General features: G+C 71.7%; 25 protein-coding genes. 13 read left to right on the plus strand and 12 right to left on the minus strand.

What is annotated here, in order from left to right:
- Positions 1-42: 42 nt before the first annotated feature.
- Positions 43-465: an Rv2175c family DNA-binding protein gene (locus CCO02nite_RS02290; protein ID WP_146841376.1), complete on the minus strand. Its 423-nt coding sequence runs from the start codon at positions 463-465 to the stop codon at positions 43-45.
- 136 nt (positions 466-601) lie between these two features.
- Here CCO02nite_RS02290 and CCO02nite_RS02295 point away from each other — a divergent pair, with 136 nt between their 5' ends.
- The gene (locus tag CCO02nite_RS02295; protein WP_146841377.1) at positions 602-1,738 is read left to right on the plus strand and encodes a lytic transglycosylase; all 1,137 of its coding nucleotides are present in this window, start codon (positions 602-604) and stop codon (positions 1,736-1,738) included.
- A 65-nt stretch (positions 1,739-1,803) separates the two neighbouring features.
- Positions 1,804-3,807 (plus strand): Stk1 family PASTA domain-containing Ser/Thr kinase, encoded by a 2,004-nt coding sequence (gene pknB, locus CCO02nite_RS02300; protein WP_146841378.1) that lies wholly within the window; start codon positions 1,804-1,806, stop codon positions 3,805-3,807.
- A 129-nt stretch (positions 3,808-3,936) separates the two neighbouring features.
- Here pknB and CCO02nite_RS02305 read toward each other — a convergent pair whose 3' ends face one another.
- The 3 genes from CCO02nite_RS02305 to CCO02nite_RS02315 all read right to left on the minus strand — a co-directional run bounded on the left by CCO02nite_RS02305 (position 3,937) and on the right by CCO02nite_RS02315 (position 7,433).
- Positions 3,937-5,289, minus strand: coding sequence for a class II 3-deoxy-7-phosphoheptulonate synthase (locus CCO02nite_RS02305; RefSeq protein ID WP_146841379.1), 1,353 nt, complete (start codon positions 5,287-5,289; stop codon positions 3,937-3,939).
- On the minus strand, positions 5,286-6,506 hold the full coding sequence (locus tag CCO02nite_RS02310) for a pyrophosphate--fructose-6-phosphate 1-phosphotransferase (protein ID WP_146841380.1): 1,221 nt from the start codon (positions 6,504-6,506) through the stop codon (positions 5,286-5,288). The genes CCO02nite_RS02305 and CCO02nite_RS02310 overlap by 4 nt, the downstream gene beginning before the upstream one ends.
- A gap of 129 nt (positions 6,507-6,635) precedes the next feature.
- Positions 6,636-7,433, minus strand: coding sequence for a lysophospholipid acyltransferase family protein (locus tag CCO02nite_RS02315; protein ID WP_246117285.1), 798 nt, complete (start codon positions 7,431-7,433; stop codon positions 6,636-6,638).
- Between the two features lie 99 nt (positions 7,434-7,532).
- Between CCO02nite_RS02315 and CCO02nite_RS02320 the strand changes: the two genes are divergently transcribed.
- Positions 7,533-8,081 carry a hypothetical protein gene (locus CCO02nite_RS02320; protein ID WP_146841381.1) on the plus strand — a complete coding sequence of 183 codons (549 nt, stop codon included), beginning with the start codon at positions 7,533-7,535 and terminating at the stop codon, positions 8,079-8,081.
- Between the two features lie 31 nt (positions 8,082-8,112).
- Here the strand turns inward: CCO02nite_RS02320 and CCO02nite_RS02325 are convergent, their stop codons facing one another.
- On the minus strand, positions 8,113-9,057 hold the full coding sequence (locus CCO02nite_RS02325) for an ROK family glucokinase (RefSeq protein ID WP_146841382.1): 945 nt from the start codon (positions 9,055-9,057) through the stop codon (positions 8,113-8,115).
- 200 nt (positions 9,058-9,257) lie between these two features.
- On the opposite strand from CCO02nite_RS02325, the gene CCO02nite_RS02330 reads away from it, so the two are divergent.
- Entirely contained in the window at positions 9,258-11,075 is a 1,818-nt protein-coding gene (locus tag CCO02nite_RS02330; RefSeq protein ID WP_146841383.1) for an AMP-dependent synthetase/ligase, read from the plus strand.
- On the opposite strand, the gene CCO02nite_RS02335 is transcribed toward CCO02nite_RS02330, so the two are convergent.
- On the minus strand, positions 11,045-11,320 hold the full coding sequence (locus tag CCO02nite_RS02335) for a hypothetical protein (protein ID WP_222593113.1): 276 nt from the start codon (positions 11,318-11,320) through the stop codon (positions 11,045-11,047). The genes CCO02nite_RS02330 and CCO02nite_RS02335 overlap by 31 nt on opposite strands.
- 59 nt (positions 11,321-11,379) lie before the next feature.
- Positions 11,380-12,717, minus strand: a complete 1,338-nt coding sequence (locus CCO02nite_RS02340; protein ID WP_146841384.1) for an NYN domain-containing protein — start codon at positions 12,715-12,717, stop codon at positions 11,380-11,382.
- A 95-nt stretch (positions 12,718-12,812) separates the two neighbouring features.
- On the opposite strand from CCO02nite_RS02340, the gene CCO02nite_RS02345 reads away from it, so the two are divergent.
- A complete protein-coding gene (locus tag CCO02nite_RS02345; RefSeq protein ID WP_146841385.1) occupies positions 12,813-14,705 on the plus strand; it encodes a DEDD exonuclease domain-containing protein in 1,893 nt (630 codons plus the stop codon).
- A 7-nt stretch (positions 14,706-14,712) separates the two neighbouring features.
- The gene (locus tag CCO02nite_RS02350) at positions 14,713-14,994 is read left to right on the plus strand and encodes an Lrp/AsnC family transcriptional regulator (protein ID WP_146841386.1); all 282 of its coding nucleotides are present in this window, start codon (positions 14,713-14,715) and stop codon (positions 14,992-14,994) included.
- A 34-nt stretch (positions 14,995-15,028) separates the two neighbouring features.
- Here CCO02nite_RS02350 and trpD read toward each other — a convergent pair whose 3' ends face one another.
- Together trpD and CCO02nite_RS02360 are read right to left on the minus strand one after the other, a co-directional pair.
- Positions 15,029-16,069 carry an anthranilate phosphoribosyltransferase gene (gene trpD / locus CCO02nite_RS02355; protein WP_146841387.1) on the minus strand — a complete coding sequence of 347 codons (1,041 nt, stop codon included), beginning with the start codon at positions 16,067-16,069 and terminating at the stop codon, positions 15,029-15,031.
- The gene (locus CCO02nite_RS02360) at positions 16,066-16,494 is read right to left on the minus strand and encodes a response regulator transcription factor (protein ID WP_146841388.1); all 429 of its coding nucleotides are present in this window, start codon (positions 16,492-16,494) and stop codon (positions 16,066-16,068) included. The genes trpD and CCO02nite_RS02360 overlap by 4 nt, the downstream gene beginning before the upstream one ends.
- Positions 16,495-16,725: 231 nt before the next feature.
- Here CCO02nite_RS02360 and ctaE point away from each other — a divergent pair, with 231 nt between their 5' ends.
- The 6 genes from ctaE to CCO02nite_RS02390 all read left to right on the plus strand — a co-directional run bounded on the left by ctaE (position 16,726) and on the right by CCO02nite_RS02390 (position 22,315).
- Positions 16,726-17,373 (plus strand): aa3-type cytochrome oxidase subunit III, encoded by a 648-nt coding sequence (gene ctaE / locus CCO02nite_RS02365; RefSeq protein WP_146841495.1) that lies wholly within the window; start codon positions 16,726-16,728, stop codon positions 17,371-17,373.
- 52 nt (positions 17,374-17,425) lie between these two features.
- The gene (gene qcrC, locus CCO02nite_RS02370) at positions 17,426-18,214 is read left to right on the plus strand and encodes a cytochrome bc1 complex diheme cytochrome c subunit (RefSeq protein WP_146841389.1); all 789 of its coding nucleotides are present in this window, start codon (positions 17,426-17,428) and stop codon (positions 18,212-18,214) included.
- Complete coding sequence (gene qcrA / locus CCO02nite_RS02375) at positions 18,211-19,248, plus strand: cytochrome bc1 complex Rieske iron-sulfur subunit (protein ID WP_146841390.1); 1,038 nt, start codon at positions 18,211-18,213, stop codon at positions 19,246-19,248. Before qcrC ends, qcrA begins: the two co-directional genes overlap by 4 nt.
- On the plus strand, positions 19,245-20,984 hold the full coding sequence (qcrB, locus tag CCO02nite_RS02380) for a cytochrome bc1 complex cytochrome b subunit (RefSeq protein ID WP_146841391.1): 1,740 nt from the start codon (positions 19,245-19,247) through the stop codon (positions 20,982-20,984). The genes qcrA and qcrB overlap by 4 nt, the downstream gene beginning before the upstream one ends.
- Positions 20,985-21,099: 115 nt before the next feature.
- Positions 21,100-21,726, plus strand: a complete 627-nt coding sequence (locus CCO02nite_RS02385) for a superoxide dismutase (protein WP_146841392.1) — start codon at positions 21,100-21,102, stop codon at positions 21,724-21,726.
- Between the two features lie 106 nt (positions 21,727-21,832).
- Positions 21,833-22,315: an NUDIX hydrolase gene (locus CCO02nite_RS02390; RefSeq protein ID WP_146841393.1), complete on the plus strand. Its 483-nt coding sequence runs from the start codon at positions 21,833-21,835 to the stop codon at positions 22,313-22,315.
- 80 nt (positions 22,316-22,395) lie between these two features.
- Here CCO02nite_RS02390 and CCO02nite_RS02395 read toward each other — a convergent pair whose 3' ends face one another.
- The 3 genes from CCO02nite_RS02395 to ctaC are packed head-to-tail and all read right to left on the minus strand — an operon-like array spanning position 22,396 to position 25,492.
- Positions 22,396-22,794, minus strand: coding sequence for a cytochrome c oxidase subunit 4 (locus tag CCO02nite_RS02395; RefSeq protein WP_146841394.1), 399 nt, complete (start codon positions 22,792-22,794; stop codon positions 22,396-22,398).
- The gene (ctaD, locus tag CCO02nite_RS02400; protein WP_146841395.1) at positions 22,791-24,614 is read right to left on the minus strand and encodes an aa3-type cytochrome oxidase subunit I; all 1,824 of its coding nucleotides are present in this window, start codon (positions 24,612-24,614) and stop codon (positions 22,791-22,793) included. Before ctaD ends, CCO02nite_RS02395 begins: the two co-directional genes overlap by 4 nt.
- Complete coding sequence (gene ctaC / locus CCO02nite_RS02405) at positions 24,614-25,492, minus strand: aa3-type cytochrome oxidase subunit II (protein WP_146841396.1); 879 nt, start codon at positions 25,490-25,492, stop codon at positions 24,614-24,616. Before ctaC ends, ctaD begins: the two co-directional genes overlap by 1 nt.
- 197 nt (positions 25,493-25,689) lie before the next feature.
- Between ctaC and CCO02nite_RS02410 the strand changes: the two genes are divergently transcribed.
- On the plus strand, positions 25,690-26,874 hold the full coding sequence (locus tag CCO02nite_RS02410; protein WP_246117286.1) for a cysteine desulfurase family protein: 1,185 nt from the start codon (positions 25,690-25,692) through the stop codon (positions 26,872-26,874).
- Positions 26,875-26,888: the final 14 nt, after the last annotated feature.

Raw genomic sequence — 26,888 nt, forward strand, 5'->3', positions numbered from 1 at the left:
AGCTGAGCGGCTCCTGTCCGTGGCCAGGGGCGGCGGGGCGCCCTAGAGCTCGGCCTGGGCGCGGCGACGGATCTCGGTCTTGTGTCCCGCGCGCAGCGCGTCGATCGGCGTGCCGGGCAGCGACTCGTCCGGCGTGAACAGCCACTCGATCGCGGCCTCGGAGGAGAAGCCGGCGTCGGTCAGGACCGTGAGCGTGCCCTGCAGCGACGACAGGACGGCCCACTCCCCCTCGGACGCGGGTTCGGGGCGGCCGAGGACCTGGTTGCCGAGGGTCTGCCCGACGGGGACCAGGCAGCGCTCCGGGACGCTCACGACGCGCGGGGTGCCGCGGCGCACGGCGACGAGCCGGCCCTCCTGCACCAGGCGGCGGACCTTGCCCACGTCGATGCCGATCCGCTCGGCCACATCGGGGAGCGTCAGCCAGGAGTCGACGAGGTCGTCGAGGGCGGGTGTCGTATCGGTCACCGGCCCAGGGTACGGGTGACAGCGGTCCCCCTGGGGTTTCGCCGCGGGCCGCAGTCCGCTACCTTCACGTTCTGTCACTTCTTTCACTTCAGTCACATCTGTTTACTTGCGCCACACGACGAGTCGAGGTACCGAGATGTCCGTGACCGCCAACCGCCGCCCGGTCGCCCTGCGCCGGGCCGCGTCCGGGACGGGTGCGACGCTCGCCCTCGCCGCCGTCACCGTCGCCGCCGGATCGCCCGCGCAGGCCGACGACAGCTACACGGTCCGGCCCGGCGACACCGTGAGCCACATCGCCGCCCGCACGGGCGCGACGGCTGCCGCGATCGCACAGGCCAACCACCTCGCCGACCCGTCGCGCATCCTCGCGGGCCAGGTCCTGACGATCCCCAGCCGCACCGCCGGCAGCACGGCGACGACGGCCCGTTACACGGTCCGCCCGGGTGACACGGTCAGCGCGATCGCCGCACGGTCGGGGACCACGGTCGCGGCGGTCATCGCGGCCAACGGCCTCGGCTCGAACGCGCTGATCCGGATCGGGCAGGTCCTGACGATCCCCGGCGCCTCGTCGGGCGCGACCTCGGGCACCTCCGCACCGGCCACGACGAGCGCGTACACGGTCCGCTCCGGCGACACCGTGAGCGCGATCGCGGCCCGGACCGGTTCGAGCATCGCCGCGATCGTGCAGGCGAACCGCCTCGGCCCGAGCGCGCTCATCCGCATCGGCCAGCGCCTCACGATCCCGGGTGCCACGGCCGGCTCGACGGGCTCGTCGTCGGGCGCCTCACTCGTCGGCGACACGTTCGCGGGCCGTACCTACGCGCGTGACGTCGTCGACGCGGCGAACGCGAACAAGCACGCGCTGCTCGCCGCGGGCGTGCCCTCGACCGCGCAGATGCAGGCCAAGGTGATCGCGACCGCACGCACGTACGGCCTCGACCCCGCGCTGGCCCAGGCGATCGCGTTCCAGGAGTCGGGCTTCAACCACACGTCGGTCTCCCCGGCCAACGCGATCGGCACGATGCAGGTCATCCCGACGTCCGGCGACTGGGCCTCGGGCCTCGTCGGACGCGACCTCAACCTGCTCGACCCCGACGACAACGTGACCGCCGGCGTCGTCATCCTCAAGGCGCTCGTCCGCGTCTCCCCGGACGTGCCGAGCGCGATCGCCGGCTACTACCAGGGCGCCGCCTCGGTCCGGAAGTACGGCATGTTCGCCGACACGCGGGGGTACGTCGCCAACGTCCAGGCCCTGATGGCCCGGTTCGGCTGATCCGGCCACCCGGCTCAGGCGGCGAGATGCACGGTTCGCGGCGACCCCGAACGTAGACTCCAGTCGTGGCGACGACCCTCACCGACCCGCTCCTCGGCCGTCTGGTCGACGGACGGTACGAGGTCGTGTCCAGGATCGCGCGCGGCGGGATGGCCACCGTCTACCTCGCGATCGACCGGCGCCTGGACCGCGAGGTCGCGCTCAAGGTCATGCACCCGCACCTCGCCGAGGGCACGTCGGGGGCCGACTTCGTCGCCCGGTTCCGCCGAGAGGCACGTACCGCCGCGCGCCTGACGCACCCCGGCCTCGTGAACGTCCTCGACCAGGGCGTCGACGGCGAGACCAGCTACCTGACGATGGAGTACGTCGACGGCGTGAACCTGCGCCGCCGTATCGGCGAGCAGGGAGCGCTCACCGTCGGGGATGCGCTGCAGGTCACCGAGGCCGTGCTCGACGCGCTCGCGACCGCGCACCGCGCCGGCCTCGTGCACCGCGACGTCAAGCCCGAGAACGTCCTGATCGCGTCCGACGAACGCGTCAAGCTCGCCGACTTCGGCCTCGCGCGCGCCGTCACCGAGGTGACCGCCACGACCACGGGCACGGTCCTGGGCACGGTCGCCTACCTGGCGCCCGAGCTCGTCGTGCGCGGCGCGAGCGACGCCCGGACCGACGTGTACGCGTGCGGAATCCTGCTCTACGAGATGCTCACCGGGCGTCAGCCGTACACCGGCGAGACGCCGATCCAGGTCGCGTTCCAGCACGTCAACTCCGACCTGCCTGCGCCGTCCGACCTCGTGGACTGGCTCCCGGTCGAGATCGACGACCTCGTGCGGGCCCTCGCCGCACGCGACCCCGACGACCGCCCGGTCGACGCCGGCGCCGCCCACGCGCTGCTGCGCCGCACCAGGGCCGTGCTCGACGCGGCCACGCTCGAGCGGCGCGCGGACGTCGCCCCCGTGATCGCGCTGCCCGCGGCGACCGATCCGAAGGAGACCGAGCTCGACTCCGACGCGACCGATACCGACGGTGACGAGCCGGACGACGCCGCGACCGAGCGGCTCGCAGCGGGCGGCAGCCGCCCGGGCGGGGGCTCGACCGTCGCCCTGCCGATCGGCGCGGCCAAGCCCGTGCCTCCCCCGCCGCCCGCGCCGCCGTCACGGCGCCGCCGCGTGGTCGCGTGGACCCTTGCGCTGGTGCTCGTCGCCGCGCTGCTCGGCATCGGCGCCTGGTGGTACGCGACCTCCGGACCCGGCGCCTTCACGACGATCCCGACCGTCGTGGGCGACACGCAGGAGGCCGCGACCGCGGAGCTCGAGGACGCCGACCTCGTCGCGACGCCCACCGAGGACTTCAGCTCGACGGTCGCCAAGGGTTCGGTCATCGGCACCGACCCACCCGCGGGCGAACGCGTCCGCCGCGGCTCGACGGTCGACCTCGTCGTCTCGAAGGGCCCGGACTTCGTCGCGGTGCCCGACGGCGTCGTCGGCCAGATGCAGAAGGACGCCGAGACCGCACTCACGAAGGCCGGCCTGAAGGTCGAGTACGCCCCGCAGGTCTACGACGACAACGCCGGACTCGGTGTGGTCATCGGGGCCGTGCTGCCTGACGGGTCCGACGCCGAAGCCGGTGCGCAGGCGGTCCGCGGCGACACCGTGAAGCTGACGGTCTCGAAGGGTCCCGCACCGGTCAAGGTGACGTCGGTCGTCGGGGCGACGCTCGAGGAGGCTACCGACGAGCTCGACAAGATCGGGCTGAAGGTGACCTCGAGCGAGGCCTACAGCGACACCGTGAAGGCCGGCGTGATCATCAGCCAGGACCCCGTCAGCGGCGCCGATGCGCACCGCGGCGACACCGTCACGCTCGTCGTGTCCAAGGGTCCCGAGCTGGTGACGATGCCGAACGTGTTCCAGATGGGCTACGACGAGGCCAAGAAGAAGCTCGAGGCGCTCGGGCTGAAGGTCGACCGCAAGGACTCGTGGGGCGGGTTCATCGGCACGGTCGTCGACCAGAGCGTGCCTGCGGACACGCAGGTGCCCAAGGGCACGACCGTCACGCTCACGGTCGTCTGACCGCACCCCTCACGCACCCGTCACGCACCCGTCACCGCCCGCCGCCGCCCGGGGCGCCGAGAGGCCCGTCCGTGGTCGTCGGACGGGCCTCTCGGTGCTGGTCAGGACGCGCTGGTCAGGACACGCAGGTCAGGACGCGCGCAGCAGCTCGACGACCTGGAACGCCAGCTCGAGCGACTGCTGGTGGTTCAGGCGCGGATCGACGAGGGTCTCGTAGCGCTCGGCCAGCCGGGCGTCGTCGATCTCCTCGCTGCCGCCCATCACCTCGGTCACGTCGTCGCCCGTGAGCTCGATGTGCAGGCCACCGGGCACGGTGCCCAGCGCGCGGTGCACCTCGAAGAAGCCCGCGACCTCGTCCATGACGTCGCTGAACCGGCGCGTCTTGTAGCCGCTCTCGGACGTGATGCCGTTGCCGTGCATCGGGTCGCACACCCACGTCACCGGGCGGCCGTCGGCCGTGACCTTCTCGACGAGGGCGGGCAGCAGGTCACGGACCTTGCCCGCACCCATGCGCGTGACGAACGTGAGCCGGCCCGGCTCGCCCGCGGGGTTGAGCCTGTCGATGAGCGCGATCGCGTCGTCGCCCGTCGTCGTCGGGCCGAGCTTGACGCCGATCGGGTTCTGCACGCGCGAGAAGTAGTCCACGTGCGCCCCGTCGAGGTGCCGCGTGCGCTCGCCGATCCACACGAAGTGGGCCGAGCAGTCGTACGGCAGGCCCGAGAGGCTGTCGATGCGCGTGAGCGGCCGCTCGTAGTCGAGCAGCAGGCCCTCGTGCGAGGAGTAGAAGTCGACCGAGCGCAACGCCTCGAAGTCGGCGCCGCACGCCGCCATGAACCGGATCGCGCGGTCGATCTCGTTCGCCACCTGGTCGTAGCGCTTGTACGCCGGGTTGGACGTGAAGCCGCGGTTCCACTCGTGCACGCGCAGCAGCGACGCGAACCCGCCGGTCGTGAACGCGCGGATGAGGTTCAGCGTCGAGGCCGACGTGTGGTACGCCTCGAGCAGCCGCTGCGGGTCCGGCGTGCGCGCCTCGGGCGTGAACTCGAAGCCGTTGATGATGTCGCCGCGGAACGCGGGCAGCGTCACACCGTCGCGCGTCTCCGTGTCCGACGAACGGGGTTTGGCGTACTGCCCCGCCATGCGACCCATCTTCACCACGGGCAGGCTCGCGCCGTAGGTCAGGACGACCGCCATCTGCAGGATCGTCTTGATCTTGTTGCGGATGTTGTCTGCCGTGACCTCGCTGAAGGTCTCGGCGCAGTCGCCGCCCTGCAGCAGGAACGCCTCACCCCGACCCGCCGCGGCGAGCTGGGCCCGCAGCGCGTCGGCCTCGCCGGCGAAGACGAGCGGCGGCAGCGTGGCGAGCCGGTCGGTGACGCGGCGCAGGGCCTCGTGGTCGGGCCAGTCGGGCTGCTGCGCGGCCAGCCGGTCCCGCCAGGCGTCGAGCCCGGCGATCACCTGCGGGTCAGGCTGGACGCTCATGCGTGACTCGCCGGTACCAAGGGCTGGCCGAGCTCGTCGAGCAGGTCGACGAACCACTGCAGCGTCACGTCGAAGGGCTTACCGCCCGCGATGCGCGGGAACTCGATCGCGCGCAGCACGTCGCCGTTCTCCTCGTCGTGCCCGATCACGCCGGACTCGCCACGCAGGGCGCACTCCACCGCGAGGTCGGTCATCGACTTGATCAGGCGCAGGTCCTCGGCGTTCGCGGCCGCGGCACGCGAGTAGTAGCCCGACTTCTGGACCATGACCTTCTCGGCGCCCAGCTTCTCGGCGAACTGCTTGGCGAACCACTGACCCGGGTTGATCGTGTCGAGGCGCACGTGGCCGAACGCGTCGCGCAGCACCTCCTGGCCGGATGCCTCGAGCTGCTCGACGATCTCGTGCATGCCCGCACCCTCCGAGAGGAAGATGTTGACGTTGCCCTGCTCGTCCATGATCGCCTTGAGGCGCGCGGCCTCCGCATCGATGTCGAGCGCGACCTCCGGGACGAAGACGGCGTGCACGTCCCAGCGCTCGCGCGACAGGCCGATGCTCGGCACCCACTCCTGCTGGTCGAGCCACTTGCGGTACTCGACCGCCGCCGCCGCGGTCAGCCAGCCGCAGTGCCGGCCCATGACCTCGTGCACGATGAGCATGCGCGGGCCCGAGCGGTGCTCGCCGATGATGTTCGCGGCGAAGCCGGCGGCCTCCTCGGCCGCGGTCCACGCGCCCAGCGACTGCCGGATCGGCACCACGTCGTTGTCGATCGTCTTGGGCAGTCCGACGACGGTCAGCCCGTAGTCGTTCGCCGCGAGGTAGGCGGCCAGGTCCGCGGCCGTCGTGTTCGTGTCGTCGCCGCCGATCGTGTGCAGCACGTCCACACCGTCCGACTTGAGCTGCTCGGCCGCGACCTGCAGCGGGTCCTCGCCCTCGGCGACCAGGCCGCGCCTGACGCAGTCCTTCGCGTTGGTGAGCTTGACGCGAGAGTTGCCGATGGGCGAGCCGCCGAAGCGGTGCAGGATGCCGGCCTTCGCGCGCGTCTCGTCGTCGATGACGATCTTGTCCCCGCGCAGGAGACCGTAGTAGCCGTGCTCGTAGGCGATGATCTCGACGTCCGGGGCGATCTCGGTGTAGCGCTCGATGAGGCCACCGACGGCGGACGACAGGCACGGAGCGAAGCCACCCGCGGTGAGGAGAGCGACGCGACGAACCGACATGGGAGACACCTTCCGTAGGGCTGGCTCGGCACCTGCTTGGCACCGCAGGCGACGCTAAGGGGCGGCGCGACGACGACGCCGGGACCCAGGTCCGGGCACGCTACCTGGACGACCGTGCCGGGGTCGCGGTCATTCTACCGGCGGGGCCGGCTCGTCCTGCGGCGGTATCGGAACCTGGACGTCGGGCACCGGACGGCCGCCGGGTGCGGCGGCGAGGTGCTGCTCGTCACCCGCGACGGCCGGATGGCCGGCGGCGATGCGCGCCTTCTGCGTCGCGGCGTACACGTCGACGTACTCCTGGCCGGACAGCCGCATGATCGCGTACATGATCTCGTCGGTCACCGAACGCAGGATGAACCGGTCGTTCTCCATGCCCTCGTAGCGCGAGAAGTCCATCGGCTCGCCGATGACCATGCCGATCCGCATCACCTTGGGGATCTTGCGGCCGACCGGCTGGGCGATGTTCGTGCCGACCATCGCGACGGGGATCACCGGTGCGCCGGACTCGAGCGCGAGCCGTGCGATGCCGGTCTTGCCGCGGTACAGCCGGCCGTCGGGGCTGCGCGTGCCCTCGGGGTAGATCCCGAACAGGTCACCGGCCTCGAGCCGGCGCAGACCGGTGTTGAGCGCGGCCTCGCTCGCCTTGCCGCCACCACGGTCCACCGGGATCGTCCCGACGCCCCGCATGAACCCCGCGGTCAGCCGGCCCTTGACGCCCTGGCCGGTGAAGTACTCCTGCTTGCCGATGAACACGAGCGCACGGTCGAGCATGAGCGGCAGGAAGAACGAGTCGATGACCGCGAGGTGGTTGCTTGCCATGATCGCCGCACCCTCGGCCGGCACGTTCTCCGCACCACGGATCCAGGGTCGATAGATCACATGCAGCAGCGGACCCACGAAGATCCGCTTCATCAACCAGTAGAACAACGGGCCACCTCTCGAGCCGAGACCTCAGACGAACGTCTCCGACAGCACCGGGCCGCCTCGCGGACCGACGACCGCTCCGTCCGACTCTAGAGTGGTTTCATGGCTCCACGTGCCGACGACGCCGACGGGACTGTCGACGACGACCGCTGGGCGCAGATCGTCGCACAGCTCGGGGACGTCGACGCGGCCGCCGAACGGCGCAGCGCCGAGGACGCCGCGATCACGTCCGACGAGCGCCCGGACAAACCCGGCGGGCTCGACTTCCCGGTCGCACCCGGCGTGGACTCCCCCTGGACGAGCGATGCACGGATCGTGCGACCCGCACGCGACGAGGGCACCGGACGGGACTGGGACGGCACGAGCCAGTACGACGACGCCGAGGCGAAGGTCGACGACGAGGAGGGCTTCGTCCCGCCCGATCCGGGTCCCGTGCTCGGGGGCGACCCGCTCCTGACGATGGCGTGGTTCGCCGTCGCCGGCGTGCCGGTGTTCCTGCTCGTCGTGCTCATCGCGTGGCGCAGCGCGCCGCCCGCGTTCATCCAGGCGGCCTGCATCGTGTTCGTGCTGGGCGTCGGACTGCTGCTGTGGCGCATGCCTGACCGCCGCGAGCCCGGCGAGTCGGGCGACGACTCCGGCGCCGTCGTCTAGGGCCCGAACGCCCGTCGACGGCCGGACGACGTCACAGGCGCGCGAGGTCCGCCGCGCCGACCATGCCCGCGTCGTTGCCCATCGCGGCGACGACGATCGCCGCCTCGGGGCGGTGCCCACGTCCCGAGAGCTGCGACGCGAAGCCGTTGCGCGCCGGCGCGAGCAGCAGCTCGCCCGCGGCCGCGACGCCGCCGCCGACGACGATCAGCGCGGGGTCGAGCAGCGCGGTCGCCGAGGCGGCGCCCTCGCCGATCCAGCGACCGAGCTCGGCCAGCAGCTCGATCGCGAGCTCGTCGCCCTCCTGCGCGGCCGTCGTCACGTGCGGACCGCTGAGCTTGTCGGCGGATCCACCCGCGAGCTCGAGCAGGCGCGCGGCGCGCCCGGGGTCGCGCAGCACCGCCGCCTGGGCGTCACGCACCAGTGCACTGCCCGACGCGTACTGCTCCCAGCAGCCCTCGTGGCCGCACCCGCAGTAGTGCCCGCCGGGCACGACCCGCATGTGCCCGATCTCGGAGGCGACGCCCCAGGCGCCGCGCACGAGCTCTCCGTTCGACACGATCGCGCCGCCCAGGCCGGTGCCGATCGTCAGCGTGAGCATGTCGTCGACGTCACGAGCCGCACCGAAGCGGAACTCGGCCCAGCCGGCAGCGTTGGCGTCGTTCTCGACGACGATGTCGACCTTGTCGCCGATCAGCCGGGCGACGTTGTCCCGCAGCGGGTAGTCGCGCCAGGCGATGTTCGGCGCGAACAGCACGCCGGAGCGGTCCGCGGAGACGAAGCCCGCCGCGGCGAGACCGATCGCGCCGATCTCGTAGGAGGCACTCAGCTCCGCGTACACGTCCGCGATCGCGGCGTCGATGCTCGCTGCGTGGTCGGGCTCGGTCTGCCGACGGGTCTGCGCGAGGATCGTGCCGGCCTCGTCGACGACGCCCGCCGCGATCTTGGTCCCGCCGATGTCCACACCGATGGCGTGCATGTGTCGTTCGCTCCTACGCGTCGTCCTGGGTGTCGGCGACCCACGCTAGCGCCCCCGCGTCGCGCTGGTGCGGGCCTTCCAGCCCGGGACGCCGCGGTCGTCGGACGGCGCGCCGAAAGGTTACCCAAACGGGTGGGTGCTCGGGCCGCTCCCTCACGTATCCTCGTCCCCACCGATCGCCCACTGTCACTGGAGCCAGCATGGACGAGTTCCGCAGCCCCCTGCTCGTCGAGGTCGACGCCTCGCGCAACCTCAACGACCTCCTCGCGGAGCGGGTGAACACCGACCTGGACGCGGTCCTGGTGGAGCACAAGCCGGAGCCCGACGGCCCGTGGATCCCGATCACGGCACGTGAGCTCGACGCCGACGTCGTCGCGGTCGCCAAGGGACTGGTTGCCCGGGGCGTCCAGCCCGGCGACCAGGTGGGCATCATGTCGCGCACGCGCTACGAGTGGTCGCTGCTCGACTGGGCGATCTGGGCCGCGGGCGCCGTGACCGTGCCGCTGTACGAGACGTCGTCCGCGGAACAGGTCGAGTGGATCCTCACGGACTCCGACGTGTCGCTGCTCGTCGTCGAGTCCCCCGCGCACGCCGCGGTCGCGGCCGAGGCCCGCCCGCAGACGCCGCACCTGCGCGAGGTGCTCGTGATCGACGACGGCGCGATCGAGACGCTCGTGGCCGCGGGTGCAGACGTGCCCGACGACGAGATCGAGCGCCGCCGGCATCTCGCGGGGCTCGCCAGCACCGCGACGATCATCTACACGTCCGGGACGACCGGCCGGCCCAAGGGTGTCGAGCTCACGCACGGCAACTTCTACGAGCTGACGGTGAACACCGTCGAGGGGCTCAAGGTCGTCGTCTCCGATCCCGGCTCCCGCACGCTGCTGTTCATGCCGCTCGCGCACGTGTTCGCGCGGTTCATCCACGTGCTGTGCATCCCGGCCGGCGCTGTGCTGGGCCACTCGCCCGACACGCGAACGCTGCTCCAGGACCTCGCCGACTTCCGGCCGACCTTCATCCTCACCGTGCCGCGCGTGTTCGAGAAGGTCTACAACGGCGCCGAGCAGAAGGCCGCCGCGGGCGGCAAGGGGGCGATCTTCCAGCGCGCCGCGAAGACCTCGATCGTCTACTCGCGCGCGCTCGACGACCCCCGCGGCCCCAGCCTGTGGCTGCGACTGCAGTACAAGGTCGCGGACGTGCTCGTGCTGAGCAAGCTGCGCGCGCTGCTCGGCGGGAACGCGAAATGGGCCATCTCCGGCGGCGCGCCGCTCGGCGAGCGGCTCGGGCACTTCTACCGCGGCGTGGGACTGCACGTCCTCGAGGGCTACGGCCTCACGGAGACGACCGCACCCGCGACCGTGAACCGCCCGTCGCAGACGAAGATCGGCAGCGTCGGGCTGCCCATGCCCGGCACCGCGGTGCGCATCGCGGCGGACGGCGAGATCGAGATCAAGGGCATCCCGGTCTTCCGTGGCTACCACGCCAACGAAGCTGCGACCGCCGAGTCGCTCGAGGACGGTTGGTTCCGCACGGGTGACCTGGGTTCGCTCGACGAGGACGGCTTCCTGTCGATCACCGGCCGCAAGAAGGAGATCATCGTCACCGCCGGCGGGAAGAACGTCGCCCCCGCCGTGCTCGAGGACCGGCTGCGCGGGCACCCGCTGATCAGCCAGGTCGTCGTCGTCGGGGACCAGCGTCCGTTCATCGGCGCGCTCGTGACGCTCGACGCCGAGGGCCTGCCCGGTTGGCTCGGAGCGCACGGCAAGCCCGAGATGACGGTCGCCGAGGCGGTCAAGGACGCCGACGTGCTGCAGTCCCTGGACAAGGCGGTGGCACGCGCCAACAAGGCGGTCTCGCGCGCCGAGTCCATCCGCAAGTACCGCATCCTCGACGCCGACCTGACGCTCGCGAACGGCTACCTGACCCCCAAGCTCTCGGTGAAGCGGCACGAGGTCCTCAAGGACTTCGCGGCCGACGTCGAGGCGCTCTACGAGGACACGCGGCCGGGCCAGGACTGACCGCCGTCGCTGCGACCCGACAGCGCTCGGGGCGCCTCCGACGGGGGCGCCCCTGCGCCGCCGGCGACCAACCGCAGCGGCGGAACGAGCCCGCCCGCGGCCAGCACCCCCAGCGCGGTCCGCTCCGCCTCGTCGAGCTCGAGGCGGCGTTCCTCGCGGCGGGTGGGCAGCCCGAGCACGAACGTCACCACGCAGTCCCCGCAGCCCGCGGGTCCCGCGGTGCATCCATCGCAGTCGATCCTCATGCGCCGGACGGTAGCGACCCCCACCCACACGATCGCCGCGGCGGCCCGCGCCCGCGGGTTCAGGCGTGCTGGAGCCGGGCGACGAGGGTCGCCGACGGCACCACGTACGCACCCCGCGCCTCGACGTCGCGCACGACCTCCTGGTCGCTCGTCACGACGACGACGACACGCCCGGGCGGTTCCGCGGCGACGAGCCGACGGATGAGGTCGTCGGCGATCTCGCCGACCGAGAAGCGCACGCGCACACCGCGCACGGGCGCCGCGGTCGGCGCACCGGCGTCCTCGCGCCCGTCGAAGCAGCAGGTCACCTCCGCACCCGTCCGGGCGGCAAGCCCTTCGAGCCCCTGCACGAGCCGACGACGCTGCTGCTCGAGCGTGAGCGCGTCGAACCACGTCTTGCTCACGTTGTAGCCGTCCACGACGAGGTGTGCGCGCGGCAACCGCAGCAGCTCCTCGAGCAGCGCGGGGTCGTCGACCTGGCGGCCGCGCGAACCCGCGCGCACCGGTGCGCGCTCGCGCTCGGGTGCGACGAGGTCGGCCGGGAGCTCGGCCGCCGGCGGCAGCGCGAGCTCGGCGCGCAGACCGCTCGCGGCGTCGACGATCGAGTCCAGCAGCAGCCGGACCCGTACGTCCGCGAGCTGCTGCGCGACGCGGGCCTGGGCCCGCGCGTCCGAGCGCTCCGCCTGCGCCACGCGCCGGTCCGTGCTCGCCTGCTCGCGTTCCGCCACGGCGCGTGCGAGATCCTCCGCGGCCTCCTGGGCCGCCACGGCCGCCTGCGCCGCGGCCGTCCGGCCCTCGGCGCGTGCGCGATCCGCGTCCGAGCGCAGCCGTCGCATCTCGCGCTGCGCGGTCGCGAGCGCCTCCTGGGCCGAGCTCGCCAGCGCCCGAGCCTCTGCGAGCTCCGACCGGAGCCGCTCGACCTCGTGGCTCGCCCGCTCGGCGTCGCGGAGCGCGGCCGTCACGTCGGCCTGCGGCTCCGCCGGCTCCGGGAGGAACCGGGTCCAGTCACCGCCGAGCAGCCATGCCCCGGCCGCCGCCTCGAGCGAACGCACCGACCGCACCCCCTCTCCGGTCTCGTCGGGCGCGGTCTCGTCGGGCGCGGTCTCGTCGGGCGCGGTCCCGTCGGGCGCGGTCTCGTCGGGAGTCGGCCCGACGACGGACGCGAGGTCGGGATGCACCTCGATCCAGGTGCGCGCGACGCGCGCGCGGAATGCGTCGTCGCCGAGCGCCGCCCACAGCGGCTGCGCACCCGCGCTCGCACGCACCCGCGGGGCGAAGCGGTGGACCCGGCGCAGCGTGGGCGGGACGGCGACCGCGTCCAGGCCCGACAACGTGTCGGCGGCAACCGCGACGAGCGCCGCCCGCAGCTGCGCGGGGACCGGCATCGGGCTGCTCATCCAGCCACCCTAGGCCCGGACCACGACGCGCGCCCTGACGTGCGGCGATGCCGACGGAACCCCGCGTGTGGGTGGGGCTGGGTAACGTCCCCGGCATGTCGCCCGTCCGCCGCCTGCGCCCCGTCTGGGCCGACGGCGCGGTCGCCACGACCGGGACCGCGGTCCAGCCGGGCCTCGACGAGGTGGGCACGCCGCTCGCGGACGTCACGTTCGTCGTGGTCGACCTCGAGACGACCGGCAGCGCACCGGCAGAGTGCGGCATCACGGAGATCGGCGCGGTCAAGGTCCGCGGCGGCCAGGTGCTCGGCGAGTTCCAGACGCTCGTGGACCCGGGCGGCCCGGTGCCGCCGTTCATCCAGGTGCTCACGGGCATCACCACGTCGATGCTCGTCGGCGCGCCGGTGATCGAGGACGTGCTGCCCCGCTTCCTCGAGTTCAGCCACGGCGCGGTGCTCGTGGCCCACAACGCGCCGTTCGACATCGGGTTCCTGCGGGCCGCGGCGGCGCGCGGAGGCTACGCGTGGCCGGGGAACCGCGTGCTCGACACGGTGCGGCTCGCGCGGCGCGTCGTCACGCGCGACGAGGCGCCCAACCACAAGCTCGGGACGCTCGCGGCCCTGTTCGGCGCCTCGGTGACGCCCAACCACCGCGCGCTCGAGGACGCACGCGCCACGGTGGACGTGCTGCACGCACTGCTCGGCCGGCTGGGTCCGCTGGGCGTGACTCACCTCGAGGACCTCGACACCGCGACCGACCCGGTCCCGGCGGACGTCCGGCGCAAGCGCACGCTCGCCGACGGCCTGCCCGATGCTCCCGGCGTCTACCTGTTCCGCGGCCCGGACGACGAGGTGCTCTACGTCGGGACGTCGACGACGTCGCTGCGCAAGCGGGTGCGCTCGTACTTCACGTCGGCCGAGAAGCGCGGGCGGATCCTCGAGATGGTGCGCATCGCGCAGCGCGTGGACCCGGTGGTGTGCGCGACACCGTTGGAGGCCCGCGTGCGCGAGCTGCGGCTCATCGCCGAGCACGCACCCCGCTACAACCGGCGGTCACGCTTCCCGGAGCGCATGCCGTGGGTCCGTCTGACGAGTGAGCCGTACCCGCGCCTGTCCGTCGTGCGTGAGGTCCGCGACGAGGACGGAGCGGCCTACCTCGGCCCGTTCTCCTCGGCGGCAGCCGCCCAGCTCGCGGTCGAGGCGTTGCACGAGTCGTTCCCCGTGCGGCAGTGCACGCGACGGCTGCCGCTGGTCGCCGCTGCGGGCGCGTCGGCGTGCGTGCTCGCGGACATGGGTCGGTGCGGCGCTCCGTGCGTCGGCGGGCAGGACCGTGACACGTACGCCGAGGTCACGGCGCGCGTGCGGCGCGCGATGCTCGGCGACCCGGCTCCCGTCGTCGCCGCGCACGCCGAGCGCATCGAGAACCTCGTCGCACAGCAGCGCTACGAGGAGGCCGCGACCGTGCGGGACCGGCTGGGCGCGTTCCTGCGCGGAGCGGCCCGGGCCCAGCGCGTCACGCCGCTGGCGTCGTGCGCGGAGGTCGTCGCCGCGCGACGCACCGACGACGGCGGCTGGGAGGTGGTCGTGGTGCGCCACGGGCGCCTGGCCGCGACGGCGCGCGTCGACCGGCACACCGATCCACGACCGGTGATCGAGACGCTGCGCGCGACGGCCGAGCACGTGCCCGCGCCCGTGCCCCCGTCGTCCGCCGCGCACCCTGAGGAGACCGACCTCGTGCTCGACTGGCTCGAGCGGCCCGGCGTTCGCCTGGTGCACGTCGACACACCCTGGGCGATGCCCGCCCGCACGGCGCTCGCCAACGTCGACCCGGCCGCGGCGATCGCCGCGCACGCCGCCGAGGTCCGCGGGCTGGCGCACCCGACTCCGGTCGCGGTCGAGGCGCACGACGCCGTCACGCGATCGGCCGCCGTGCGCGAGGCCGCGTCGCGCGAGGCCGCGTCGCGGGACGCGGCGGCGAGACACACGGCATGATGGCGACATGCTGACCGCCATCGTCATGATCGAGACCGAAGCGACGCGCATCCCCGAGGCGGCGGCCGCGATCGCCGACATCCGCGGTGTGAGCGAGGTGTACTCGGTCACGGGCGAGGTCGACCTCATCGCCGTCGTGCGCGTGCGCGAGCACGAACACCTGGCCGACGTCATCGCGGACAAGGTGAGCAAGGTCGACGGCGTCCTGCGCACGCAGACCTACATCGCGTTCCGCACCTACTCCCAGCACGACCTCGAGTCGGCCTTCGCCCTCGGTCTCGAGGACTGAGCAGCCCTCGGTCAGGTCAGGCGGTCCCGTCAGGTCAGGCGGTCGCCGCGGTCCAGCGGTCGAGCACGGTGGCCGCCGCACCCGAGTCGATCGCGGCGCGTGCGAGCTCGGCGCCCGCCAGGAGCCGGGTACCCAGGTCGCCCGCGTCCGGGCGCACGAGCGTGCCGTCCGCGACGAGCCCGGCCGCCGCGTTGAGCAGCACGGTCTCCCGCACCGCTCCGGCAGCACCGTCCAGGAGCCGACGAGCGACGTCCGCGTTGTACGCGGCGTCGGCCCCGCGCAGCTCGTCGAGAGTCACAGGTGGCACACCGAGGCTCGGCCAGTCGATGACCTGCTCGTCGACCACGCCGTCGCGCACCTCCCAGACGCGCGTCGGGCCGGTGGCCGCGATCTCGTCGAGCCCGTCCTCGCCCCGGAAGACGATCGCGTTCTTGCCGCGCGCGGCCAGCACCCCGGCGATCACGCCCGCCATGCGCGCGTCCGCCACGCCGATCGCACCGGCGTGCGGCTGCGCAGGGTTGGTGAGCGGGCCGAGGAAGTTGAAGGTCGTCGCGATGCCGAGTCCCGCGCGGGCGGGGCCGGCGTGCCGGAACGAGGGGTGGAACACCTGCGCGAAGCAGAAGGTGATGCCCGCCTCCTGCGCCACCTGGGCCACGCGCTCGGGCGGGTGGTCGAGCCGGATGCCGAGAGCCTCGAGGACGTCCGCGGAACCCGACGACGACGACGCGGCCCGGTTGCCGTGCTTGACGACGCGCAGGCCCGTGCCCGCGATCACGAGCGCGGACATCGTCGAGATGTTCACGGTGTGGGCACGGTCTCCGCCGGTGCCGACGATGTCGACCGTGCGGCCCGGCACCGAGATCCGGATCGCGTGCGCGAGCATGGTGTCGGCGAGGCCGCGCAGCTCGTCGACCGTCTCACCCTTGGCGCGCAGCGCGACGAGGAAGCCGGCGATCTGCACGGGCGAGGCAGCGCCGTTCATGATCTCGTCCATGGCCCACGACGACTGCTCGGCCGTGAGGTCGCGCTTCGCGACGAGCCAGGTCAGCAGGTCGGGCCAGGTGTACGCGCTCATCCCGCCGCGGCGCCCGCGCTCGGCTCGAGCAGCTCGGCGACGACCGCCTGCACCTCGATCGGGTCCAGCGGGCGGCTGACGAACGCGTCGGCGTTGGACCAGGTGGCGAGCCAGGCGTCCTCCGGGCGGCCGGTGAGCACCAGTGCGGGCGGGCAGTTGTAGATCTCGTCCTTGAGCTGGCGCGCCAGGCCGAGGCCACCGACCTTGTCCGCCTCGCCGTCCAGCACGAGCAGGTCGACGCCGCCGGCCTCGACGACGCCGATCACGGCGGCCGCCGTGGCGACCTCGTGCCAGCGGATCTCCGGTGCGCCGTGCCGCAGCCGGCCGCCGACCGCGAGTCGCACCTGTCGGCGCGCCTCGACGTCGTCGCTGTACAGGACGATCAGCGGTCCGGCCGCGCGGTCCGCGGTGTTCGCCGTACTCATGTGGGTCCCTCACCTCGTCGTCGACGTGCGTCCGAAGGGCATCTTGGCACGACGAGCGCGCGAAGAACCGCCGGGCCCGCCCGCGACCCACCGTCGGCGTCCGCGACACGGGCACGCGACGGCGCAGATGCCCTCGCGGGAACCCCCGGGAGCCTGACATCATGACGATGTGACATATCCCGCGCGCCGACACTGGGCCCAATGGCCCATGCGCAGCCTGGTTCGGCCATAATGGCGTCCGTGTCGACCGCAACGGCTGCCCCCCACACAGCTCCGCACGTGAGCGTCAACCGACCGAACCCTGTCTCGGTCGGGACGATCGTGTGGCTCGCCAGCGAGCTCATGTTCTTCGCCGGCCTGTTCGCGATGTACTTCACGGTGCGCGCCGCGGTGCCCGAGGAGTGGGCCGAGCAGACGCAGAAGCTCAACCTGACCTTCGCGGCGATCAACACGACCGTCCTGGTGCTGTCGTCGGTGACGTGCCAGATGGGCGTGTGGGCCGCCGAGCGGTTCCAGCCCGTGCGCACCGGCTCACTGATCCAGGTGAACCGCTGGGGCATGAACGAGTGGATGACGCTCACCTACCTCATGGGCGCGTTCTTCGTCGGCGGTCAGATCTTCGAGTACGCCGAGCTGGTGAGCGAGGGCCTGACGATCTCGTCGAGCCCCTACGGCTCGGTGTTCTACCTGACGACGGGCTTCCACGGCCTGCACGTGCTCGGCGGCCTGATCGCCTTCCTGTTCCTGCTCGGCCGCTCGTTCTCGGCCAAGCGGTTCGGTCATCACGAGGCGACGACGGCGATCGTGACGTCCTACTACTGGCACTTCGTCGACGTCGTCTGGATCGCGCTGTTCGCGGTCATCTACCTGCTGCGCTGACGCCCGCAGCCCTCCAGCCCCCCGACCCCCAGCGCGAGACGAGGATCGATCCGTGAAGGCACTCGCAGCCCGCAGGCACGACCGGCGCGCGCCGGCCCTGCTCCTCCTGCTGGCGCTGCTGCTGGTCGGCGGCGCGTACGCCGTGCTCGTCCCTTCGTCCGCCGACGCGGCCACGACGAAGACGGCGACCGCGGACGACGTCGCCACCGGCGAGAAGCTGTTCCAGGCGAACTGCGCGACATGCCACGGCGCGTCCGCCTCCGGCACCGCCAGCGCCCCGTCGCTCATCGGCGTCGGCGCGGCGGCGGTCGACTTCCAGGTCGGCACGGGACGCATGCCGATGCAGTCCGACGGACCGCAGGCACCCTCCAAGCCCGTCGTGTTCGACGACGAGCAGATCAGCCAGCTCGCGGCGTACGTGGCCTCGCTCGGCGTCGGCCCGGCGATCCCGACCGAGGACATGGTCGACCCGTCGAAGGGTGACCCGGCCAACGGCATGGCACTGTTCCGCACCAACTGCGCGATGTGCCACAACGCCGTCGGCGCGGGCGGTGCGCTCTCGCAGGGCAAGTTCGCCCCGAACCTCTGGGAAACCACTCCCACCCATATCTACGAGGCCATGCTGACCGGCCCGCAGTCGATGCCGGTGTTCAACGACGCCAACCTCACGCCCGAGGAGAAGCGCAACATCATCGCGTTCATCGACGAGCAGGGTGAGGTCTCTCCCGGCGGTCTCGACCTCGGTTCGATCGGTCCGGTGAGCGAGGGCCTGTGGGCCTGGGTCGTCGGCCTCGGTCTGCTCATCGGTATCTCAGTCTGGATCGGAGCGAAGTCCTCGTGAGCACGCACGACCCCCACAGCGACGTCGTCGTGCACGGCGAGGGCGAGCTGCCCGATCGGTTCGACGACCCCGGGCTGCACGAGCACAAGCCCCGGCAGGCGGATGTCGACCCCAAGGTCGCCAAGCGCGTCGAGCGACAGGTGCTCTTCCTGTTCACGCTCTCGATCCTCGGCACGATCGGCGTCGTCTGGGCCTACTTCGCGCTGCCGCCGGGCGAGACCCCGGACTCGATGCGTACGTCCAACGTGGTGCTGGGTGTCTGCCTCGCCCTGAGCCTGCTGGGCATCGGCATCGGCGGCAACCACTACATCAAGGTGCTGATGAGCAACCGCGAGTACGTCGAGGAGCGCCACGAACAGCGCTCCAGCGACGAGACCCGCGAGATCGCCGTCCAGATGCTCAAGGACGGCGCGCAGGACTCGGGCCTGAGCCGACGCGGCGCGCTCGTCGGCGCCGGGCTCACCGCGCTCGCGCTGTTCCCGCTCGCGATCGTCGTGCCGCTGATCGGCAACGTCGGCGAGGACTGGAACGTCCGCAAGTTCAAGCACACGATGTGGAAGAAGGGCACCCGCCTCGCGACCGACCCCCAGGGCCGCCCGATCAAGGCGTCCGACGTCACGATCGGCGACGTCTGGCACGTCATCCCCGACGGCCTCAACGAGCTCGAGCACGGCAAGCTCGACGAGAAGGCCAAGGCGATCGTGCTGCTGGTCCGCCTCGACCCGCGCGACCTCAAGTCCGACCAGTCGCCCGCGGGTGAGACCTGGGGCTACGACGGCATCGTCGCGTACTCCAAGGTGTGCACCCACGTCGGCTGCCCGGTGGCGCTCTACGAGCAGCAGACGCACCACCTGCTGTGCCCCTGCCACCAGTCGACGTTCGACGTCGCCGACGCGTGCAAGGTGGTGTTCGGTCCCGCGAAGCGGCCGCTGCCGCAGCTGCCGATCACCGTCGACGACGAGGGTTACCTGGTCGCCCAGAGCGACTTCCACGAGCCCGTCGGCCCGAGCTTCTGGGAGCGTGCGACGAAGTGAGCGAGCTCAAGACTCCCCCGTCGGGCGGCGCCAAGGCCGCCGCGGCGACGGCTGACTACCTGGACCAGCGCACCGGCGTCGGCAACGCCGTCAAGTTCTTCGCGCGCAAGGTGTTCCCCGACCACTGGTCGTTCTTCCTCGGCGAGATCGCGCTGTACAGCTTCGTCACGCTGCTGATCTCCGGCGTCTTCCTCACGCTGTTCTTCGTCCCGAGCATGAGCGAGGTCACGTACCCCACGGAGGGCGTCTGGGCCACGATGCGCGGCGTCGAGATGTCCGAGGCGTTCTCCTCGACGCTACGGCTCTCGTTCGAGGTTCGCGGCGGGCTCCTCATGCGCCAGATCCACCACTGGGCGGCGCTGGTCTTCATGGCCGCGATCGTCGTCCACATGATGCGCGTGTTCTTCACGGGCGCGTTCCGCAAGCCGCGCGAGATCAACTGGGTGGTCGGCTTCGTGCTGCTCATCCTCGGCCTCGCGGCGGGCTTCTCCGGCTACTCGCTGCCCGACGACGTGCTCTCCGGCAACGGCCTGCGCATCACGGACGGCGTGATCAAGGCGATCCCGATCATCGGCTCGTACATGTCGTACTTCGTGTTCGGCGGCGAGTTCCCCGGCCACGACCTGATCCCGCGCCTGTTCACGGTGCACATCCTGCTGGTGCCGGGCCTGATCCTCGCGCTCATCGGCCTGCACCTGTTCCTCATGGTGATGCACAAGCACACGCAGTACCCCGGGTCGGGTCGCAAGAACACGAACGTGGTGGGCTACCCGGCGGTCCCGGTCTACGCGGGCAAGCTGCTGTTCAACTTCTTCGTGGTCTTCGGCGTCATCGCACTGATGGCCGGCACCATGACGATCAACCCGGTCTGGAACTACGGCCCGTACGACCCGTCGCCGGTCTCGGCCGGCGCCCAACCGGACTGGTACATGCTCTTCCTCGAAGGTGCGCTCCGGCTCATGCCAGGCGCGACCGAGGTGATGATCGGCCCGTACACGCTGAGCCTGAACGTGATCATCCCGGCGATGATCGTGCCCGGGATCCTGTTCACGGCACTCGCCGCGTACCCGTTCCTCGAGGCGTTCGCGACGGGCGACAAGAGCGAGCACCACGTGCTCGACCGGCCGCGCAACCGTCCGTTCCGGACCGCGTTCGGCGTCGCCCTGCTGGTCGCGTTCTTCATCCTCGTGCTGGCCGGGTCCAACGACCTCATCGCGACGCACTTCCACCTGTCGATCAACGACATCACGTGGACGTTCCGGGTGTTCCTGTTCCTGGGTCCCTGGATCGCGTTCGTCGTCACCAAGCGCATCTGCCTCGGGCTGCAGCGCAAGGACCGCGAGCTCGTGCTGCACGGCCACGAGACCGGCCGCATCGTGCGGTTCGCGAGCGGCGAGTACATCGAGGTGCACAAGCCCCTCGACGCCCACGAGCGCTGGCTGCGCGTGCAGCACGAGGCCGTGCGTCCCCTCGAGATCGAACCCGCCGAGGACTCGCGCGGCGTGCGGCGCAAGGGGTACAAGGCCGACCGGATGCGCCAGCGGCTCTCGCAGCTGTTCTACGAGGACCGTGTCGAGCCCGTGACCCCGGCCGAGGTCGCCGCCGCACACGGGCACGACGAGCACGACGAGCAGCACACCGCGATCGAAGGCCACGGCCAGCCCGCCGGTGTCGGCGCGTCCGCGCACGGCGCCGAGCCGGATGGTGAGACGGCCCCCGACGGGCGGAACAGCTGATCGTCGGCAAGAGTTGACGAGGTCGGGCGGCGCGCTACACGGCGAGCCGCCCGCTTCGTACCACCGCGGGTCCTCAGAGATGCGACCCGCACCGACGCAGGAGAGGTACTCACACATGGCTGACTACACGCTTCCGGACCTGCCGTACGACTACGCGGCCCTCGAGCCCCACATCTCCGGCCGCATCATGGAGCTGCACCACGACAAGCACCATGCCGCATACGTGGCCGGAGCGAACACGGCGCTCGAGAAGCTCGCCGCCGCCCGTGCGGCGGACGACCTCGCTGCCGTGAACCTGCACGAGAAGAACCTCGCGTTCAACCTCGGCGGTCACGTCAACCACTCGGTGTTCTGGCAGAACCTGTCTCCCGAGGGCGGCGACAAGCCCGTCGGCGAGCTGGCCGCGGCGATCGACGAGTTCTTCGGCTCGTTCGAGGCCTTCCAGAAGCACTTCGCGGCGAACGCGATCGGCATCCAGGGCTCCGGCTGGTCGATCCTCGGCTGGGACTCGATCGGCCAGAAGCTGGCGATCTTCCAGCTCTACGACCAGCAGAGCAACTTCCCGCTCGGCCTCGTGCCGATCGTCGTGCTCGACATGTGGGAGCACGCCTTCTACCTCGACTACGTCAACGTGAAGGCCGACTACGTCAAGGCGTGGTGGAACATCGTCAGCTGGACCGACGCGGGCGCCCGCTTCGAGCGCGCACGGACCCAGACCGCCGGTCTGATCGTCCCGGCCTGATCGTCCCGGTCTGATCCGTTCGACCTGAGCACTTGTGCCGGAGGCCGTCCCGCCGCTGCGGGGCGGCCTCCGGCATGTGTACGCCCGTCGATGGCAGCATGGGCACGTGCCCACGCCCGACTTCGTCCTCGCCCTGCGTGCCCACGTCGGCCACCAGTCCCTGCCGCTGGTCGGCGTCACGGCCGTCGTCCTGCGCGACGAGAACGTGCTGCTCGTCCGGCGCGCCGACAACCGTCGCTGGACGCCCGTCACGGGCATCGTCAACCCCGGCGAGGAGCCGGCGGACGCCGCGGCGCGCGAGACGCTCGAGGAAGCCGGTGTCGTCGCGGAGCCGCAGCGGCTCGCCCTGGTGCACACCCTGCCGCCCGTCACCTACCCGAACGGCGACGTCGCGCAGTTCCTCGACCTCGTGTTCCTGATGCGCTGGGTCGCCGGCGAGCCGTTCCCGGCCGACGACGAGAACATCGCGGCCTACTGGTTCCCGCTCGACGACCTGCCCAAGCTCGAGCAGGGCCATCGGGCACGCATCGAGGCGGCGCGCAGCCTGGAGACCACGACCCGCTTCGTCCGCTCACGCCGCCGCGACTAGCGAGCCGGAGGCTCGCGACTTCGCCAGTGGCGCGCCGCGCCGCCAAGTCCTCCTGTTGCCGTCCTCCTGACGCCGAGGCGTCAGTGGGCGTGCTGTCCGCGGGAGAACTCGAAGACCCACCCGACGAGGCCGATCGCGCCGACGGCCGTACCGATGAGCACGAGCCACCAGCCGATCGCGAGGCCCGCGAACGCCAGCGCGGCCGCGAACCCGATGACCAGCGGCCACCAGCTCCACGGCGCGTACACGCCCTGATCGCCGGCGCCCTGGTCGATCTCGCCCTCGTCGTCGTCCTCGGGGCGAGGGTCGATGCGGCGCGCCAGGAGCGCGAAGTACGCGCCGATCATGCCCACCAGGCCGCCGACCAGCGGAAGGCCGACGGTGCCGACCGGCTCACCGTCGCTCATCACGGCGTAGATGAGTCCGACGGGGACGAAGAACAGCACGCCGATCCCGAAGATCTTCGCCTCGAGCCTCACTTCGTGCCCTCCTCGTCGCCGTCGAGCGGCTGGTCCGCGGGCCGTTCCTCGACGATCACCGCGGACGACTGCTCCGGCTCGCCGGTCCCTTCGGCCGTCCGCTCCTGCGCGACCTGCGTCTCACCGGTGCGCTGCGCCTCCCAGTCCCACGGACCGGGGTTGGGCTCGATGTGGTCCATCGCGGCGACCTCGGGGTGGTGCAGGTCGAACGCGGGCCGCTCGGAGCGGATGCGCGGCAGCGACGTGAAGTTGTGCCGCGGCGGCGGGCAGCTCGTGGCCCACTCGAGCGAGCCGCCGTAGCCCCACGGGTCGTCGACGGTCACCTTGGGCGCGTGGCGCGCGGTGATGTAGATGTTCCAGAGGAACGGCAGGGTCGACGCGGCGAGGATGACGGCACCGATCGTCGAGAGCTGGTTCATCCAGGTGAAGCCGTCGTCGGGCGAGTAGTCCGCGTACCGCCGGGGCATGCCGCGCACGCCGAGCCAGTGCTGCACGAGGAACGTGGTGTGGAAGCCGATGAACAGCAGCCAGAAATGGACCTTGCCGAGCCGCTCGTCGAGCATCTTGCCGGTGAACTTGGGCCACCAGAAGTAGAAGCCGGCGAACATGGCGAACACGACGGTGCCGAACACGACGTAGTGGAAGTGCGCCACGACGAAGTACGAGTCGGACAGGTGGAAGTCGAGCGCCGGGCTGGACAGGATGACGCCCGTCAGACCGCCGAACAGGAACGTCACGAGGAAGCCGATGGCCCAGAGCATCGGCGTCTCGAACGTGAGCTTGCCGCGCCACATCGTGCCGATCCAGTTGAAGAACTTCACACCGGTCGGCACGGCGATGAGCATCGTCATGAACGCGAAGAACGGCAGCAGCACCGAGCCGGTCACGTACATGTGGTGCGCCCAGACGGTCACGGAGAGGGCCGCGATCGCGATCGTCGCGTAGACCAGGCCCTTGTAGCCGAAGATCGGCTTGCGGCTGAACACCGGCAGGATCTCGGTGACGATGCCGAAGAACGGCAGCGCGATGATGTAGACCTCGGGGTGGCCGAAGAACCAGAACAGGTGCTGCCAGAGGATGGCACCGCCGTTCTCGGGGTTGAAGACCTGTGCGCCGAGCCGGCGGTCGGCGCCGAGCGCGAACAGCGCGGCGGCGAGCGGCGGGAAGGCCATCAGCACGAGGAGCGACGTGACGAGCGTGTTCCAGGTGAAGATCGGCATCCGGAACATCGTCATGCCGGGCGCGCGCATCGTCACGATCGTCGTGATGAAGTTGACCGCGCCGAGGATCGTGCCGAAACCGCCGAGCGCGAGGCCGAAGACCCACAGGTCCCCGCCCAGCCCGGGTGAGTACACGGTGTTCGACAGCGGCGCGTACGCGAACCAGCCGAACGACGCGGCCCCCTGCGGCGTGAGGAAGCCGAACGCGGCGATGAGCCCGCCGAAGAAGAACAGCCAGAACGCGAACATGTTGAGCCGCGGGAACGCGACGTCGGGCGCGCCGATCTGCAGCGGCATGATGACGTTCGCGAAACCCGCGAACAGCGGCGTCGCGAACAGCAGCAGCATGATCGTGCCGTGCATCGTGAACGCCTGGTTGTACTGCTCCTTGGACTGGAAGACCTCCATGCCCGGCTGGAACAGCTCGGCGCGGATGAGCAGCGCCAGGAGGCCACCCACGATGAACCACACGAACGACGTGATCAGGTACATGTAGCCGATCGTCTTGTGGTCGGTCGACGTGACCCACTTGATGATCGTGCGACCCAGCGTCTGGCGGGATGGCGCCAGCCCCGGGACGTGCTCCGCGACGGCCGCCATCAGTTCTCGTCCTCCTGCGTGGTGCTGCTCAGGTCCTGCTGCCGGCTGTACTCGAGGCCCAGCGACCCGGTCTGGCCCTTGGCCCGCAGCTCCTCCATGTGCGCGTCGTACTCGTCACGCGAGACGACCTTGACGTTGAAGAGCATCGACGAGTGCTCCTCGCCGCACAGCTCGGCGCACTTGCCCAGGTAGGTGCCCTCCTGCTGCGGCGTGACCTGGAAGTGGTTGGTCTTGCCCGGGATCATGTCCAGCTTGTAGAGGAACTCGGGCACCCAGAACGAGTGGATGACGTCGCGCGAGTCGAGCGTGAACTCGACGCGCTCGCCCACGGGCAGGTACAGCGTGACCTGGTCGGCCAGCACGCCGTGCGATCCGCCCACGTCCTGCGCGTGCTGCCCCGTGTCGTAGACGTCGTCGTCCAGGTAGTTGAAGTCCCAGCTCCACTGCTTGCCGACGACCTGGACGTGGAGGTCCGCGGGCTTGTCCGTCGCGTTGATCTCGGTCATGTCGCGGTTCGTGAAGAAGAACAGCACCCCGACCATGACGATCGGCAGGATCACGTACATGATCTCGAGCGGCACGTGGTAGCGAAGCTGCACGGGCAGGACGTCGTCGTCCTTGCGCTTGCGGTAGACCGTGACGCACCACAGCATCAGGCCCCACGTGATGAGCCCGACGATCAGCGCGGCGGTCCACGAGCCGACCCACAGGTCGGTGATGCGGCCGGTCTGGTCGGTGACCTCGGCGTCGGAGTTGCCGGGGAGCCAGCCGCGCCTGACCTCGGCGGAGCATCCGCTCAGGGCGAGCGCGACGACGGCCGCGAGGCCCGCCCACTTCAGGGCCGGGCGCCGCTTCCGGCGGGGGGTGTCCGGGTGCAACGGGTGACCTCTCACTCGGCGTCCCGGAGCGCGGCCTTGCGGAAGCGCCTCACCCGGGACCTTCGTCCTCGACGCGTGCAGCCTAGCGCGCTGCGGACCGGGTTTCGCCCCGACGACACCACTTGACGACACTGTGTCAGCACCGTCACATCCGCAGGTCGGGCGTGCGGGCTACGGTTCCCCGTGTGGATCCACGCATGCACGACGAGCGAGCCGCGCAGCGGGCCGCCACGGCCCCTCCGGCGCCGCGCCGCATGCTCGACGCCGGAGGGGGCGCACCGCTGCGCCCTCGCGCCCGAGAGGCCTTCCTGCAGGCGCTCGACGAGGGCTGGGCGGACCCCCGCCGGCTGCACGCCGAGGGTCGCCGCTCCCGCGCACTGCTGGACGGCGCGCGCGAGGCGATCGCGGCCGCCGTCGGCGCCCGGACCGAGGAGGTCGATCTCGCGCCGTCCCACACGGCCGCGCTGCACTCGGCCGTCCGCACCGTGGCGCACGGCCGACGCCGGCTGGGCGCCGACGTCGTCGTCGGGGCCGTCGAGCGGGCCGCGGTGCTGCACGCGGCCGAGTTCGTCGCGGCGCGTGGTGCGGGCCGCCGGGTCGTCGTGCCCGTGGACCGCCTGGGCCGGGTCGACCCGGACGCGATGGCGGCCGCGCTCGCCGCACCCGGTGTCGCGCTCGTCGCGCTCCAGCACGCCAACGGCGAGGTCGGGACCCGGCAGCCGCTCGACGAGGTGCACGCGGCCGCGCGCGCGGCCGGTGTCCCCCTGCTCGTCGACGCCGGTTCGAGCCTCGGTCACGTCGACGTCGGCCCGGCGTGGGACGTGCTGGCCGCGGACGCGGCGGACTGGGGCGGGCCCGCCGGGATCGGCGTGCTCGTGACGCGCGCGGGCGTGCGTCGCTCGCCGGACGGGCCGCACGACGACGCGCGCTGGTTCCCCGGCGGCGTGAGCGTGCCTGCCGCGCTGGCCGCCGCCGTCGCGCTCCAGGAGGCGCAGGCGGCGCAGCGCGCGGTGGACGAGAGGCTGCGCGGGCTCGTCGGACTCGTGCGCGAACGCGTCGCGGCGCAGGTGCCCGACGTCGCGGTCGTCGGCGACCCGCACGACCGCCTGCCGCACGTGCTGACGTTCTCGTGCCTGTACGCCGACGGCGAGGCACTGGTGACCGAGCTCGACCGGCTCGGGTTCGCCGTCGGCTCGGGTTCGGCGTGCACGTCGAGCACCCTCGAGCCGTCCCACGTGCTGGCCGCGATGCACGTCCTCACGCAGGGCAACGTGCGTCTGGCGCTGCCGCCGACGACGACCGGCGACGACGTGACGGCGTTCCTCGACGCGTTGCCGGGAGCGGTCGCGCGCGTGCGCGCCGCGCTGGACCCCGACGACTGACGGTCGCGTGATCC

This window comes from Cellulomonas composti (assembly GCF_007990245.1).
Classification (GTDB): Bacteria; Actinomycetota; Actinomycetes; order Actinomycetales; family Cellulomonadaceae; genus Cellulomonas; species Cellulomonas composti.